Here is a 14514-nt window from a genome sequence, read left to right as displayed (position 1 = left end):
CTTCGCTCCTCTAGCGTGGGCGTTTTTCGATCACTTCCTTGAAGATGGGTGCGGCCGAGAAGGCGTTGGGCCAACCGGCATAGAAGGCGAGATGGCCGAGCACCTCGCCAGCCTCTTCCCGCGTCAATCCGTTGTCCATCGCCCTGTTCAGGTGGTAGGTGATCTGCGCGACCTGTCCCGTCGCGACGAGAGCGCTCACAGTGACCAGACTGCGGTCCCGAGGAGCCAGGGCCGGTCTCAGCCAGAGGTCCCGGAACAACACGTCGGTCGTGTATTGGACGAGGCTTGGCGTGATCTGGGCGAACTGCTCTCCGACGCGCGCGGCGCGCTGCTTCTCCGCCGCCTCGTCGAGCGGAAGCTGCGGTCCAGTGACCGGCGGGAGCTGATCGGCCTCGACGTTGCGGCTCTTGAAGACATCCCTCGCCGCCGGGATCGTATCCATCGCGTTGGCCCAGCCGGTGTAGAACGCGAGGTGCGTGATGATCTCGGAGATCTCGGCCGGCTTCACCCCGTTGTCGAGCGCGAGACCGAGATAGAACGGCAGCTCGATGGTCTGATCGCGAGCGATGAGAGCCGCGACGGTGACGATGCTGCGGTCTCTAGGCGAAAGACCGCCTCGCTTCCAGAGATCGCCCAGAACGACGTCCTGCGCATATTTCTCAAGCGACGGCGCGACGGCGCGGATGTTTTCCGATTTCGACATGGGATTTGCTCCTTCGGTGGGCGCCCGTTCCGCAGCGGCCGCGCCGCCGACGATCAGGCAGAACCAAAACAAGGTCGCTACGGGCAGTCTCATCGCGGCTGTCCTTCCACATTCGCCGGTTGCACCATCAGCCACATCGCGACGAACGCAGCGCAGAGCACGGTCACCGCGCTGGCAAGAAACACGACGTTCAGCCTCGCTCCGCTCGCAATCAATCCAAGCGCGGGACTCGCCAGTCCCTGGGCCAGATCGAGAAACGCAGTGTACGCTCCCATGGCGAGGCCCCGGCTCTGCGCCGGCACGCGGCGCACCGCTTCGACGCCGAAGCCGGGGTAGACCAGCGAGAAGCCGAAGCCGGTGAGCGCGGCCCCCGCCAAGGCCATTTCGGGCCGGGCGGCCAACCAGATCAGCGCCTGGCCTATGGCTTCTATCAGCGCGCAGACCAGCGCGACCTTTGCCCCGCCGATTGCATCGGGCAAATGACTGAAGAATACCCGCGCCAGGATGAAAGCGACGGCGTACGCCGAGTAGGCGAGCCATCCGTTGGCCCAACCTCGGCTTGCGAACAGCAACGCGACAAACGTGGTCACCGCGCCGAAGCCGACGCTGCCGAGTGCCGAGCCCAACCCCGGTAGCCACACGACACCGACCACTTTGGCGAACGAGAAACGGGCGTGATGCACCGGAGCGACCGTCGGGAGGGGCGCAACGACAAAAAGGGCAAACACCGGAGCGGCAGCGGTGCCCAATGCGATCGCCGCGAAGCCGTAGGCGGTATACAGCGCGGAGCCGGACGGTGCGCCGATCGCGAAGGCTGCGAACATTGCCAGGCCGACCCAGGCGATGACCTTGCCCGTGCTTCGAGGATCGACCAGGGCCAGTCCCCAACTTACGGCGGCCGTGATGATGAAGCTCTCCGCCCCACCGAGCAAAGCGCGCCCGAGCAAAAGTATTGCGACGGAGGTCAGCGGAGCCTCGCTGAAACTGAGCGACAGCAGGTAAAGTAACCCGGCGGCCGCGGCCGCCAACAGGCCTACGATCACTCCGCGCTTCGCTCCGCGGCTATCCGAGTAGTGGCCCGCCCAAGGTCGCGAGATCAACGAGGCTGCGAACTGACTGCCAGCGACGAGCCCGACCACGAACGTGCCGAATGCCAAGCCATCGTGCACGTGAAGCGGAAGAACGGGCAAGGCGAAGCCAATGACGAGAAAGGCGACGAAGACCACTCCCATGATCGGCAGCAGCATCGGGGCAACGGTCGATCTCGTCTCGTTCTCCAGAACCGCGGACATTGCGTTCAGCCCTCAGGGAAGTGCCACGCCGGTCAGTTCTTGAAGGCGAGCGATCAACTCGCTCTGAAAAGTCGTGTCCGCGGCTTCGGCCGCCGGGGCCTCCTCCTTTTGATGATGCCAGTAGCGGCCGCTGACCATGGCTGCTCGCTGTGTGCTGACGGCGAGCCAGCTCTGCGTGCGCTGTCCTGTGTCGATGTCGACCGGAGCGCTCGCGCCTCCCATGCGGGTGCGCACCCAGCCGGGATCGACCGCGTTGCTGAGGACCTCCGGCCAGCGCCGGGCAAGGAAGAAAGCGAGAGCAACAACGTGCAGCTTGCTTTCGGCATAGGCGCGAGCGGGATCCCAGGGGCGCCTGGTCCAGTCAAGATCGCGTAGAGAACCTTCACCTCCGCGATGGAGACCACTGCTGAGATAGACCAGACGGTCGGGTCGCTCCATCAGAGCGGTCAGCATGAACGGCGCCAGCGTGTTCACTGCCAAGATGCAGGCATGCCCTTCGGGCGTCGATCCGCGGTTAGCTGCCGCGTAGATACCCGCATTGTGGATAACCGCGTCCATCCGACCGATCGCGTTGACCTGGCCCGCGATATCGCGGGTCTCCGCAGCGCTGCGCAGATCGCCGATGACGACCCCGGCGGCTTGGGGCGCGAGGTCGGCCAGCGTCGAGGCGCGCTCGCTCGATCGTGCATGCAGGACGACCTCATGGCCGTCATTGAGAAGTGACCGCGCCGCGGCACGGCCGAGCCCATCGGTGCTGCCGGTGATGAAGATTCGGGCCATCGATCTCTCCTCTTCGCCTGTCCGAATTGGCGTGAGCCGATGCCGTAGCCGTTCCGCGCGCCGCGCCCCGACTACGGCGATTGCAGCTCGCGCGGAAAGAGGGCGCCCTGCGGCCTCGCCAACCCGCTGCGGCGCCCCTGTCACCACCACGGACTTGACCCCTACCTAAGACTTCCGCCCTCGCCCAACTAGGTGATAAATTTCGAATGCAGTCATTAGGAATGCTAATCAAATGCATCGGGAAGACGCGAGCGATCTCCTGGCCTTTCTGGCAGTGGCAAGGGAACGCAGCTTCACGCGCGCAGCGGCCAAGCTCGGCATGACGCAGTCGGCACTCAGCCAGATCATCCGCAACCTCGAAGAGCGCATCGGCGTGAGGCTTCTGAACCGGACTACGCGTAGCGTCACCCCAACTCAGGCGGGCGAGCGGCTGTTCCTGAACATCGGTCCGAAGATCGAGGAGATGGACGCCGAGCTGGCGGCCCTGAGCGAACTGCGGGAGAAGCCCGCCGGCACCATCCGGATCACGGCGACGGAATACGCGGCTCAAGCCATTCTCATGCCGGCCCTTGCGAAGATTCTTCCGAACTACCCGGACATCAAGGTCGAAGTGCTGATTGACTATGGCCTCACGAACATCGTCGCCGCCCAGTACGATGCGGGGATCCGTCCCGGCGAATTGGTCGCGAAGGACATGATTGCGGTGAGAGTAGGGCCGGACCTTCGCATGGCTGTTGTCGGCGCACCGTCCTATTTCGAGGGCCGCAAGAGGCCTCGCAAACCACAGGACCTGACAGAACACAACTGCATCAACCTGCGCCTGCCTACGCACGGCGGCAGTTTGTACGTGTGGGAATTCGAGAAGAACGGCCGCGATCTCCACGTCCGTGTCGATGGGCAACTGGTTTTCAACGGGGCCGGCGCGCTGCTCGACGCCGCGCTGAAGGGTTTCGGTCTAGCCTATCTGATGGAAGGCCACGTTCAGCCTTACCTCTCGCAAGGCCGCCTTATACGGGTGCTCGCGGACTGGTGCCCGCCGTTCTCCGGGTACCACCTGTACTACCCGAGCCGGCGGCAGCCCTCCCCGGCTTTCACGCTCCTGGTGGACACGCTTCGCTACAGAGGACGGTGACTCGGGTAAGCTCGCGATCCGGCTGCCGCATCGCAGCCATAACAGCAGCAACGACGGACGGACCGAAAGACGGATCCGCCCGAACGGCAGCTCTTCGGCCTTCTCACCGGCCAATGCAATTCGCACCGAACCGCTACCATCAGGACCACAAAACCCTAGAGGATCGTAGTTGGCGCAGGAAAATTGTGGCCCGTGGTAGCGGGGGAGCGCTACATCGCGACACCCACTATTTTCGGAGGCCCTGTTTTCTTATCGGCGCGCAGGGTAACTGACCTGGTGCCCCCTTGGTAGTCCGCCAAAGGCCGCCCTTTGTGCGCGATCGAGCTATGCTTCGAACGTGACTGTTCAATCCGGGGCTCGCAACACCCGATTCTTGCGATCGATAGCCCTGCAAAGGTGGAGGCCACATGTTCGAATTGTGTCGGGCGCGCCATTCAGGACAAAACTGCGAACTCGTATGTTGTTGAAATAACTTTGTAATCTGGAGACTTGCTGAGCTCTGCCCCGGCCAGCCAGGCCGGGGCAGATGGTCGTGCGACCTTGATCTCTGCGCCCAAGGCGCATCAATAATGGTATTGATTTGGGCAGACCAAATTGCCGTAGCTGTCGCGGTAGCATCCATTGTTGTAGTAGCTACCGTAGGCTCCGTAATAAGCGGCGCCGGCCGCTGCGGCTCCGACGGCGGCTGCACCGTACGCTCCACGCCGCACAGCCGTGCGGTAGGCTCCTCTGCGGACCGCGGTGCGCGCTATCGGGCGGCCAGGGATTGGACGATATCCATAACCGCGCCCCGCAACATGCATACGTCCGCCGTGAACGGCCCCGACCCGGGCGCCGTGAAATCCTCCACCGCGGAAGCCGCCTCCGCCACGACGAGCCAGCGCCTCGTCTGGAATCAAGCTTGCGCCCACCAGGGCGAGTGCAGCCAGAGCCACAAGAGCATACCGCAACATGGTTTCCTCCTTTTGCTGACAGATCACAGGCTTGGGATCGATGTTTGCCGCAGCTCACGATTCATCTTGGGACTACTGCTCCAACTCGATCCTCACGCCACTCAGATTTGATGCAAACTCAAGACCGACCTTGGGGCCGTGCAGCCAAATGATCACGCCCTTGTCATTCTTCAGGGAGACGCCACCCCCACCGCCGATGAGGGCGCCACCCGTGCCGACAGCAGTATAGGCCCCCTCGAAATCGCTCAACTGGTGCAGATACGAGGCACGCCCCACCAGCCGAGTGATGGATGCACCGACGGTCGTGCCCATGCTTAGACCATAGACCGTGAACGGATACTCGCGGCCATCGAAAACCAGGACCCCGTGCCCTGCGCCAGCTCCGGCGACCAGCCCGGCCTTCGCAAAGGTGACGCGGACAGACCCGGTTTTGGCGTAGGACGGTGCCGCTGTCAGCGCGAGCACAAGCAGCATCGCCAGGCCTGGCAGATACCTTCGCATCCGAATGTCCTCCCGTCTTGCTAGCCGCCGCCTTGCAGCGAACAGCAGCCTAGTGACCGCTCAACACCAGAGTCTTGATCGGCAACAGCAACGCCTGGATGCGCAGCAACATGGCGTGCACAAGCCCGACCGCATCGATGGCATGCAAGCCTATGCCCTTGAGCGTGCCAGTATCCTTTGCTGCGATGATTTCGTGATTGCTGGTGTAGGCGTTGACGATGCAGGTGCTGCCGGCCGTCACGCCATCGAGACCGCCTTTCTCGATTGGCTCCAGCACCGCAAGAATGGTGCCTGGCTTCGCTGCACTCGCGTCAATAAGCTGCTCGCCGCCCCGGAATTGGCCGGTGGAGATGTAGTCCTGAACGGTGGTAATCACCATCGGGATGATCGTCCACGGCAACGACACGCAGGCCGCCTCAGCGATCATGCCCGGCTTTAAGACTTGCGCCTCGATCTGCCCGAATCCGGCTTGCAGCGCGGTCTGGCCGGCGCCTTCCGGAATCAAAACGCCAGCGGGCCGCATCAGCGGATTGACGATGTCACCTGGACGAAGAAGGAACTGCTCGACCCGTCCGTCGACGCCGGCGCGAATGAAGGTCTTCTCATATTCCACCTGGGCCTGCGCCAGCGCTGCTTCCGCGCTCGCCTTCTCCGCCGGCAGGAGAGTGGAGACCTGCATTTCAGCGGATCGTTTTGCGGCAGTCGCCGCATCGATCGCTGCCTGCCTGCCATCGACCAGAACCTGAAGCTTCTCGATGTCGCGCTGCGGGACGATGCCTGGATTACGCCGCTGCAACTCACTCTTCACGTCTAGCTCGTCCTTGGACTGCTTATAGTCGCTATTTGCTTGCTGCAGTTGCGCCTCTGCCTTGGCGACATCGACCTTCGCAGCGACCAACTGCGCCTCGACCTCGGCGATCTTGCGCCGCGCTGTTTCGACCGCGGCCTCCTGCTTTGAACTGTCCAGCCTGAAGAGCACGGTGCCCTTGGAAACGGGCGCGCTGAAGCCGACATTGACTTCGGCAACACGCCCCGGAATCTCCGGAACGATCGGGACGGTTCGGAAGAACAAAGCCGCCGATGTCGTCGACGGGTGGAAATAGAAGATCATCGTGATGAGCGCGATCGTGAGCATCAGGCAGCCCACAATGCCCCATCTCAGCTCGAACCAGACGGAATAGAGCGTGATCTCCTTGCCGAGCCGCTTTCCCTGCACATAGCGGCGGTAAAGGTAATCCGGAAGCAGCGTGAAGAGTGAGCAGAGGAGCAACTCAAGCATGGCTTGGGACCTCCTTCTTGGGGACAGTCGCCTCTTTTGCAACACCGGGCTCCACTTTCCCCGGCTGCGTTGCGCTTTCTGCCGCCTTGAGTTCGCCTTGCTCAGAACCGGCGTCGGCGGCATCCGCTATTCGCTCGACCGAGCCCGCGATACGGCCCAAAGGCGTGCCAAAGTCAGGCAGATCGACAAGGGCGAGCAACAGGCCTGCAATCCAGAACAGGTGGACATGCGTAAACAGCGCGAGGAGGCCCAGAACGGCGACGATCTCGAACTGCAGCTTTTGCGATTTGTGGGCCAGCCGTTCTGGCAGAGTGTGCAGCCGCAAATAGATGTTTCCGATGGCCAGCACGGCGCCGATCAGGAAGATGCCCATGACGATCATCAGCCAGTCCGTCTCGCCGGGCCTGGCGATGAAAAACGGCAAATGGTGAGGCGTCAGCGGATGCAGCTCTCCGTGCATTTGAGCCTCCTTCAGATCTGGCAGCGATAGTAGTGGACTGCCATGTCCTCCATGCCGGGGAACACTCGCGTGATCGTGTTGGCGTCAATCACTTTCAATTCGAATTGGACGCTGGAGAGCATGATGTCGGTCGCGCAGCCCGCGACGATGTTGACCGTTTCTCCGTCATCCTTCCTGGCCTTGATCGCGCATTTGGCGAACCTGCCGACGAGACGGTTTGGCTCGACGATGAATCCTCCGCCATGTACCTCAGATGTTGGAGCGAACGTGATCTCCTTCGCCTTCCCGCTCCGGATGAATAGGTTCTTGCACTCGTGGGCGTTGGTCGCCCACGCTCCCGTGAGATCGACGGCGCGGGCTTGTCCCAAGCCCATGCCGGCCAGGATGGTTGCAGCAGCGACAGTTTTGCGAAACTTTCTCATGGTCTCTCCGAAGCCGCCTTGTGCTTCCCGACTGGGCGGATCTTCATAGACCGCCTCTCAGCCTCGATTGAGGTGCGGCTGGCGACGACTGCTTTGATCTACATCAAGCTCTTCCTTTCCGGACCAAGGCGACGCCTCTGTCTCCAGGCAGGCTTTGATCTGGATCAAAAGGTTCGGTTCCGGCACGGCTCTAGCATCCGCGCAGATTGAGATGGCGAACTCAACGGAGAAGGGATGCTGCCATGCCAGGGAAAATCGACGATTTGCTGCCGAGCGCGAAGGAGATTCAGAAGCAGGCGGCTATCAAGGAAGCCGAGAAAGCCGAACAGGTCATGCGGGCTGCCGCCGCGGCCGAAGCGGAGAAGCGTGCCCTGATCGAGAAACTCAGCAAGCCATCCGGCCTATCTGAGGAAGACAAGGTCAAGCTCGCCTCCAACGTGATCCAGCGTGCTGTTCGGAATGGTCTGACCGAAGTTCAGGTCTATCGCTTTCCCAATGTGCTCTGCACTGACAAGGGCCGCGCGATCAATCAGCAGGAGGCGGGCTGGGAGAAAACCCTGACCGGGATACCGAGGGAGATATTCCAGCTCTGGACCGACTACCTGAAGCCGCGCGGATACCGGATCCGCTACCAGATCATAGATTTTCCGGGCGGGATGCCCGGAGATATCGCGATCACAATCAGTTGGGGTTGATCCATGCTGAAGATGTCGCCAGACGAGCGAACAGTCTCGAAGATGAAGCGGAAGGACTACGAGAAGGAGCTCCGGAAGCTTCAGGTTCAGCTTTGCCATCTCCAGGAATGGGTCAAGGCAAAGAGGGCCCGCATTATCATCCTGTTCGAAGGACGCGATGCCGCCGGGAAGGGCGGCACGATCAAGGCGATCACCGAAAAGGTCAGCCCGCGGGTATTCCGCGTCGTTGCCCTTCCCGCGCCTTCCGACCGGGAAAAGAGCCAGATGTTTCTGCAACGCTACATGCAGCACTTCCCGGCGGGCGGGGAAATCGTGATCTTCGACCGCAGTTGGTACAACCGAGCCGGCGTCGAATATGTCATGGGCTTTTGCAGCCCAGAGGAGCACGACCGCTTTCTGTCCCTGTGTCCGCAGATCGAGCAATATATCGTGGATGGCGGCATTATCCTGATCAAGCTTTGGCTTGAGGTGGGCATGGCCGAACAGGAGCGCCGCTTCAAGGCACGCATCGATGACCCGCTGCGGCAATGGAAGCTGAGCCCCATGGACACCGAGTCCTATCGGCGCTGGTATGATTATTCGCGAGCACGAGACCTCATGTTCAAGTCGACGAGCTCGAAGCACGCGCCCTGGCACATCATCCGTTCCGACGACAAGCGCCGGGCACGACTGAATTGCATCGCGCATCTGTTAGAGGCGATCCCGTTCAAGCGCCTGTCGCACGATCAGGTACGTTTGCCCAAACGATCCAGCAAGGGACGCTACGACGACAAGGCGTCCCTGCGCGGAATGACATTCGTCGCCGAACGCTATTGAACGATGCGCCTGCCGCCCTTCAGCGGAGGGCGATCTGGACACCGCCGACTGCGGCTGACAGCTCCACGCCGATTTTCGGGCCGTGCAACTGGAGAATGACGCCTTTCTTGTTCTGAAGCTGTACGCCGCCGGCACCAGCCGCCAGCGCGCCGCCGGCGCCGATCACACGTACGTGCCCTGGATGTCGCCAGGGCTGCGGATGTTTAAGGCGCGCCCGGTGAACTGGGTAGTCGAAGCGCCAATCGTGGCACCGATACTCATGCCGGATACCGTGAATGGATAACGGTGGCCGCGGAAGATCAGGACACCTTCACCACCCCCGACGCCAATGATGAAACCGCCCTTGGTAAAGACGACGCGAACCGCACCGGTCTCGGCCTGCGTTGCGGTCGCAAGACCCGACGCGAGCAATCCTGCGACGCTCCATTGAACGATCCACCTAAAGCGCTTCCTCATGCCATCGCTCCCCTCACAAGGATCAGCCGATCCAAGACTGGTCGATGCAATTTCGGATTTCGCCGCGCCTCACGCTTGATTTAGATCAAGGCCTTTGCGCCTGATCGCGAGAGCGTCCCTGACCACCCTCTTTAATCATGGCGCGGTATGCTGATGGAGACAGTCGCCGACACCGCAGGCCGGCAAGCTGAAAAAGGCTGGCTCTGGTGGTTTCCACCGGCGCGCTGGCTCGCTGAATACCACCTCTCCTTCCTGACGGGCGATATCGTCGCGGGTGTTACTTTGGCTGCTTATGCCATCCCGGTATCGCTCGCCTATTCGACGCTTGCAGACCTGCCCCCGCAAGTTGGCGTGTACGGATATCTCTTGGGTGGGCTTGGGTACGCCCTGTTCGGGTCGTCGCGGCAACTCGCCGTCGGTCCCACCTCCGCGATCTCGCTCATGATCGCAGGAACGGTTGAAACGATGGCTGGTGGAGATGCACAGCGCTACGCGCAAATCGCAAGCCTGACCGCGTTCACCACGGCAGCGCTTTGCGTGATTGCCTGGCTATTGCGCCTAAGCGCGCTGGTGAAGCTGATCAGCGACAGCATTCTCGTAGGCTTCAAGACGGGTGCCGGCCTGACAATTGCGATGACGCAGCTTCCAGCCCTGTTCGGGGTACCTGGCGGAGGGCACAATTTCTTCGAGCGGGCATGGCTGTTCGGCGGGCAGATCAGCCAGCTCAACGGATTCGTCGTACTCATATCCATCGTGGCGCTTGGACTGCTCGTGCTCGGTCAGCGCGCCTTGCCTAGAAAGCCCGTCGCGCTAGGTGTCGTTGCACTGTCGATCCTGCTTGCGACCATATTGCAGCTTCCGGCGATGGGCGTTGCCGTGACGGGAAAGATTCCGGCGGGCTTGCCCAGCCTGGCGGGGCCAGCGCTTAGGCTGCGGGATGTCGAGGGTATCTTTCCCCTGGCCGGCGGCTGCCTGCTGCTCGCCTACATCGAGGGCGTATCCGCTGCCCGCACATTCGCCGCGAAGCATGGTTACGCATTGGATGCGCGGCAGGAGCTTCTGGGCATCGGCGCAGCCAATCTGGCAGCCGGCCTGGCGCACGGTTATCCGGTCGCGGGCGGTCTGTCGCAATCGGCAGTCAATGACAAGGCCGGCGCGCGTACGCCGCTCGCCCTCGTCGTTACCTCGATGACGCTTGCCTTGTGCCTGCTATTCCTGACCGGCTTGCTCGAGAACCTTCCAAAAGCGGTGCTGGCGGCAGTCGTGTTGACGGCGATTTACAGTCTCGTGGATTTCCCGGCATTGCTGCGCATGTGGCGGATCAGCCGGCTGGATTTCTACGCCGCTGCAATCGCTCTCGGAGCGGTCCTGGCTCTCGGAATACTTGACGGCATCTTGCTTGCTGCCGCGGCCTCAATCCTGCTGCTGCTTATGCGCGTGTCGTACCCGCATGTGGCATACCTCGGTCGCAAGCCTGGCACCAATCTTTACTCCGATGTAGCGCGGCATCCTGAAAATGAGCCGTTAGCAGGCGTCATTGCCTTTCGCCCGGAAGCCTCCCTGATTTATGTAAACGCCGAATCCGTCCTGGAAGGTGTGCTCGACCATCTTCGGTCAGCGCCATCTCCTATCCGTCTCGTGGTCTGCGACCTCTCGGCATCCCCCTATCTCGACCTGGCTGGGGCCCGCATGCTGCATAACCTGCATGACGGGCTGGCGGCGCGCGGGATTTCGTTTCGTATCGTCGGTGCCCATGGTGCGGTGCGCGATTTGGTCAGAGCCGAGGGCATCGATCAAAAGGTCGGAGGCGTATCCCGTGCCCTGACGCTCGACGCGTTGCTTAGCGGATTCAGCTAACGACTCCTGCTGGTTTTGATCTCGGGCCGCAACCATTGATCTAGATCAACGCACCAAGTGCCTGACGCGAAAGGCTCAGGTTCGATCGCTCGGGATCAGCCGATCGGAGAGGTCTCGATGATATGCTGGCTCCGTTTCGTCTTTGCAGCTTCCACGTTTATCGGGCTCGCGATCCCGACCGTCCGCGCTACAGCGGAAGACGGAGGCCTGCGCCGCATCCAGGAAGAGGTCTGGGCGCTTCCGCTCACAATCCCAACCCTGGCCTACGTCGTTCATCCGGTCGACAAGGGTCCCTTCCCCCTGGTGGTCATGAATCACGGCGTGTCACTCAATGCGCGCGAACGCAGCTTCTTCCCGCTTGTCGAATTCAGAGATGCTGCCATGTGGTTCGCGCGCCGGGGCAACACAGTGGTAGCGCCAACGGGATCGGGATACGGCGCCGCTGCCCTCGATGTTCCGGAACAAGGGCTGTACGGCGTGTTCTATTCCAAAATTGGGAATTGCGATAACCCCAACTTTCATGACGCAGGTCTTGCGGTTGCCCTACTCGACAAGTGGATCATCGAGTATCTGACCGATCAGAAGTTGATCGTGCCGGACAAGACCGTTGTTGTTGGCCAATCCGCGGGCGGCTGGGCCGCGATTGCACTGTCGAGTCGAAATCTGCCATCCGTACGAGCCATCATCACCTTTGCGGCTGGTCGCGGCGGTCGCGTCGGCGGCAAGCCGAATAACAATTGCGCACCCGACAAGCTGGTGGAAGCGACCGCCGATTTCGGGCGCACAGCTCGCACGCCCATGCTGTGGATCTACAGCGAGAACGATACGTTTTTCGGTCCCGCCTTGACCAAACGAATGCACGAGGCCTACGCCGCCGGTGGCGGCAACGCGGAATACCACATGCTGCCTCCGTTCGGTAGCGACGGCCACTTCTTGGTCGATGCCGCCGATGCCATTCCGCTCTGGTCTCCTCTGGTCACCGAGTTTTTAGACCGGCACCAGTAATGATACGGAGGATCGGATGAGCAGCCATAACTCCTCTCCAATTGAGTCGCCATTGTTTCTAACGCTCGCCTTGTCTTCGCTGCTTGTGGTGCTGGCTCTCCGGAGCGTCGCTTTGGCAGATGAAGTGAACCAGACCAACGGAACAGCGGCCGCGCAAAAAGTTCCGGAAGCGATAGTCGCACCGCGCGGTCAGCGCATGGCGCGGGACATCAAATACGGCGAATGGCGCAAGGTTTGTTTCAAAACGCCAGGAGCAAACATGGTCTGCCGCACAAGCATCAGCGGCACATGGGACACGGGTCAGACAGCGGTGCGCGCGGACCTGATCGAGCGCGACGGCGAAGGCGCCGCACGCCTTCAGCTCTTCCTGCCCGTTGGCCTCTATCTCCCGGCCGGCGTAAAGCTGAGCGTCGACCAGGGCGTAGCATCCCAGATCCCTTATGTCTGGTGCCTGACGAACACCTGCATCGCGGCCCAGGTGGCGGACCCGAAGTTCGTCCAGCAAATGGAGTCCGGCCAGAAACTCTCACTCGAGCTGGTGGACTCCAATGTCCTCGCCGTCACGACAACTCTGCCACTTGCGGAGTTTGCCACCGCCCACGACAACGCGCCAACGCAGACCTTCCAGCAGGACGTGGATGAATAGCGCGAAGCACGCCCCCGCGCTCCTGTGCGGTCTATGCCAGCCCGGCTGCAGCGCGCGCCACCGGTTCGAGCAAGGAGGCTGCGGAAAAGGGCTTTGTGAGATAGGCGATACAGCCCGACCTTATGGCTGCGCTGCGAACGAAATCATTGTCGTTGGCTGTGATGTAGATGACGGGCAGAGATATTCCGGCTGAACTCAGCCGAGATCTAAGTTCTATTCCCGAGCGACCGTTGAGCTGAACGTCTAGTACGATGCAGATCGCCGTAGAAACATCACTGCAGTCTTCGAACGCCTCAGCAGATTGAAAGAGCATGCAGTCATAGCCATGCCGGTTCAGCAGTCGGCTCAGACCCCTGAGAATGCCAGGGTCGTCGTCAACGACGAGAACGAGTTTTCGATTCGACAAGCGCAGTCCCCGCCTTTCAAGGTCCGACACTCGCCCTGCCCAAGCAATCCGACAACAACATAAGTTTGTTGGCGGATCGCCCATCCCGTAAGCTGACTGTAAGCTAAATGAACCTTCGCGCTTGTTCCCAAGGCAAGCGCGCAGTCTCTTGCTAAGCAGCCTCTTGCTAATATGTCTGACGGGCCTTTGTTCCTATTGTCCCTTGGGACAACAGATCGAACTGCAAAACTCTGGACATCCGCAGCAGCAGTGTTCACGTCCCCTTGCCGTCGCCAGAGACCCGGCCGAGAACACCCAATCGCTCGGCCATAGACACCAGCTCGGCGAGCGATTGAACACCCATTTTCTCCATCACTTTGTGTCGATGGGCCTTGATGGTACGTTCTGTTGTCCCAAGCTGCAGGGCGATTTGCTTGTTGATCTTGCCGCGCACCACGAGCTCGAACACCTGCCGCTCGCGGGGCGTCAAGCTCGCGAGATGAACCCGCCCCGCATCCTGCGCAGATCTCAGTTCGCGAAGCGCTCCATGCCGCACCATCGCGCGCTCGATGGCGCCAAGCAACTGCTCTGAGCTGACCGGCTTGGCAAAGAAGTCCTCGGCACCGGCCTTGATCGCTCTGACGCCGGTGCGCACATCGGCGTAGCCCGTGAGAAAAATCACTGGCAGTGTCGAGCCGCGTTCTAAGAGCCGCGCGTGCACTTCGACTCCGCTCAAGTCCGGCATTCGCAAATCAAGCAGGATGCACGCCGGCTCGCTATCATCGGGCAGATGGTCAAGAAGAAGCTGAGCGGAGGGATAGGTGGTGACTGAGTAACCTGCCCGCTTCAGTCGACGTTCGAGCGCGGATCGGAAGGACGCATCATCATCAACAATGTGGATCGTGCCCGACAAGTCCCCCTCCCAAGGCTCACGCATTCGACTGGTCGAGATACGGATGGAGCAGGTGCGAAAACTCTTTGCACGAGGCGCAGATGCTACCAAGGCAAGGAGTCAGACAAACACTCCACTGATTCGCTTGATTATATCGACCGTTGCCCGGGCCGATTTCCATCTGGACCCTATCATCCGCTTGTATCGATGAGAATACGCTGGCGACCCTCGTTCGGTGCG

At 61.3% G+C, this 14514-nt stretch carries 15 protein-coding genes and 1 pseudogene; 6 read left to right on the top strand and 10 right to left on the bottom strand.

All coding sequences use genetic code 11. The annotated features are described in order from the left end of the window. Positions 1-10: 10 nt before the first annotated feature. Genes P6U23_RS05390 through P6U23_RS05380 form a run of 3 tightly spaced genes read right to left on the bottom strand, consistent with a single transcriptional unit; the run spans position 11 to position 2775 of the window. Positions 11-796, bottom strand: a complete 786-nt coding sequence (locus P6U23_RS05390; protein WP_407178539.1) for a carboxymuconolactone decarboxylase family protein — start codon at positions 794-796, stop codon at positions 11-13. Further along, a complete protein-coding gene (locus P6U23_RS05385) occupies positions 793-1995 on the bottom strand; it encodes an arabinose transporter (RefSeq protein WP_407178538.1) in 1203 nt (400 codons plus the stop codon). Before P6U23_RS05385 ends, P6U23_RS05390 begins: the two co-directional genes overlap by 4 nt. A 12-nt stretch (positions 1996-2007) precedes the next feature. After that, complete coding sequence (locus tag P6U23_RS05380; protein WP_407178537.1) at positions 2008-2775, bottom strand: SDR family NAD(P)-dependent oxidoreductase; 768 nt, start codon at positions 2773-2775, stop codon at positions 2008-2010. A gap of 232 nt (positions 2776-3007) precedes the next feature. Here P6U23_RS05380 and P6U23_RS05375 point away from each other — a divergent pair, with 232 nt between their 5' ends. Further along, a complete protein-coding gene (locus tag P6U23_RS05375) occupies positions 3008-3907 on the top strand; it encodes a LysR family transcriptional regulator (RefSeq protein ID WP_407178536.1) in 900 nt (299 codons plus the stop codon). Between the two features lie 1025 nt (positions 3908-4932). On the opposite strand, the gene P6U23_RS05370 is transcribed toward P6U23_RS05375, so the two are convergent. From P6U23_RS05370 to P6U23_RS05355, 4 genes are read right to left on the bottom strand one after another with little or no spacing between them, the layout of a single operon-like run. Next, positions 4933-5361: a hypothetical protein gene (locus P6U23_RS05370; RefSeq protein WP_407178535.1), complete on the bottom strand. Its 429-nt coding sequence runs from the start codon at positions 5359-5361 to the stop codon at positions 4933-4935. 49 nt (positions 5362-5410) lie between these two features. Continuing rightward, positions 5411-6640 carry an HlyD family secretion protein gene (locus P6U23_RS05365; RefSeq protein WP_407178534.1) on the bottom strand — a complete coding sequence of 410 codons (1230 nt, stop codon included), beginning with the start codon at positions 6638-6640 and terminating at the stop codon, positions 5411-5413. Then, positions 6633-7100, bottom strand: a complete 468-nt coding sequence (locus P6U23_RS05360) for a hypothetical protein (protein WP_407178533.1) — start codon at positions 7098-7100, stop codon at positions 6633-6635. Before P6U23_RS05360 ends, P6U23_RS05365 begins: the two co-directional genes overlap by 8 nt. A gap of 11 nt (positions 7101-7111) precedes the next feature. Beyond that, positions 7112-7522: a hypothetical protein gene (locus P6U23_RS05355; protein WP_407178532.1), complete on the bottom strand. Its 411-nt coding sequence runs from the start codon at positions 7520-7522 to the stop codon at positions 7112-7114. A gap of 242 nt (positions 7523-7764) precedes the next feature. Here P6U23_RS05355 and P6U23_RS05350 point away from each other — a divergent pair, with 242 nt between their 5' ends. Both P6U23_RS05350 and ppk2 read left to right on the top strand, forming a co-directional pair. Beyond that, positions 7765-8217, top strand: coding sequence for a hypothetical protein (locus P6U23_RS05350; protein WP_407178531.1), 453 nt, complete (start codon positions 7765-7767; stop codon positions 8215-8217). 3 nt (positions 8218-8220) lie between these two features. Continuing rightward, positions 8221-9033 carry a polyphosphate kinase 2 gene (gene ppk2, locus P6U23_RS05345; RefSeq protein ID WP_407178530.1) on the top strand — a complete coding sequence of 271 codons (813 nt, stop codon included), beginning with the start codon at positions 8221-8223 and terminating at the stop codon, positions 9031-9033. 19 nt (positions 9034-9052) lie between these two features. Here the strand turns inward: ppk2 and P6U23_RS05340 are convergent. Continuing rightward, positions 9053-9489, bottom strand: a pseudogene (locus P6U23_RS05340) (hypothetical protein). A gap of 153 nt (positions 9490-9642) precedes the next feature. Between P6U23_RS05340 and P6U23_RS05335 the strand changes: the two are divergent. From P6U23_RS05335 to P6U23_RS05325, 3 genes are all read left to right on the top strand, one after another. Beyond that, positions 9643-11346: a SulP family inorganic anion transporter gene (locus P6U23_RS05335; RefSeq protein ID WP_407178529.1), complete on the top strand. Its 1704-nt coding sequence runs from the start codon at positions 9643-9645 to the stop codon at positions 11344-11346. A gap of 117 nt (positions 11347-11463) precedes the next feature. Further along, positions 11464-12351 carry an alpha/beta hydrolase family protein gene (locus tag P6U23_RS05330; RefSeq protein ID WP_407178528.1) on the top strand — a complete coding sequence of 296 codons (888 nt, stop codon included), beginning with the start codon at positions 11464-11466 and terminating at the stop codon, positions 12349-12351. A gap of 16 nt (positions 12352-12367) precedes the next feature. After that, positions 12368-12997, top strand: coding sequence for an invasion associated locus B family protein (locus P6U23_RS05325; protein ID WP_407178527.1), 630 nt, complete (start codon positions 12368-12370; stop codon positions 12995-12997). Positions 12998-13028: 31 nt separating this feature from the next. Here the strand turns inward: P6U23_RS05325 and P6U23_RS05320 are convergent, their stop codons facing one another. Continuing rightward, entirely contained in the window at positions 13029-13487 is a 459-nt protein-coding gene (locus P6U23_RS05320; protein WP_407178526.1) for a response regulator transcription factor, read from the bottom strand. A 169-nt stretch (positions 13488-13656) separates the two neighbouring features. Continuing rightward, complete coding sequence (locus P6U23_RS05315; protein ID WP_407178525.1) at positions 13657-14295, bottom strand: response regulator transcription factor; 639 nt, start codon at positions 14293-14295, stop codon at positions 13657-13659. Between the last annotated feature and the right edge of the window lie 219 nt (positions 14296-14514).

This window comes from Bradyrhizobium sp. STM 3562 (assembly GCF_045571435.1).
GTDB lineage: Bacteria > Pseudomonadota > Alphaproteobacteria > Rhizobiales > Xanthobacteraceae > Bradyrhizobium.
The sequence above is the reverse complement of the archived record's forward strand: the minus strand, read 5'-3'. Positions and strand labels throughout refer to the sequence as shown.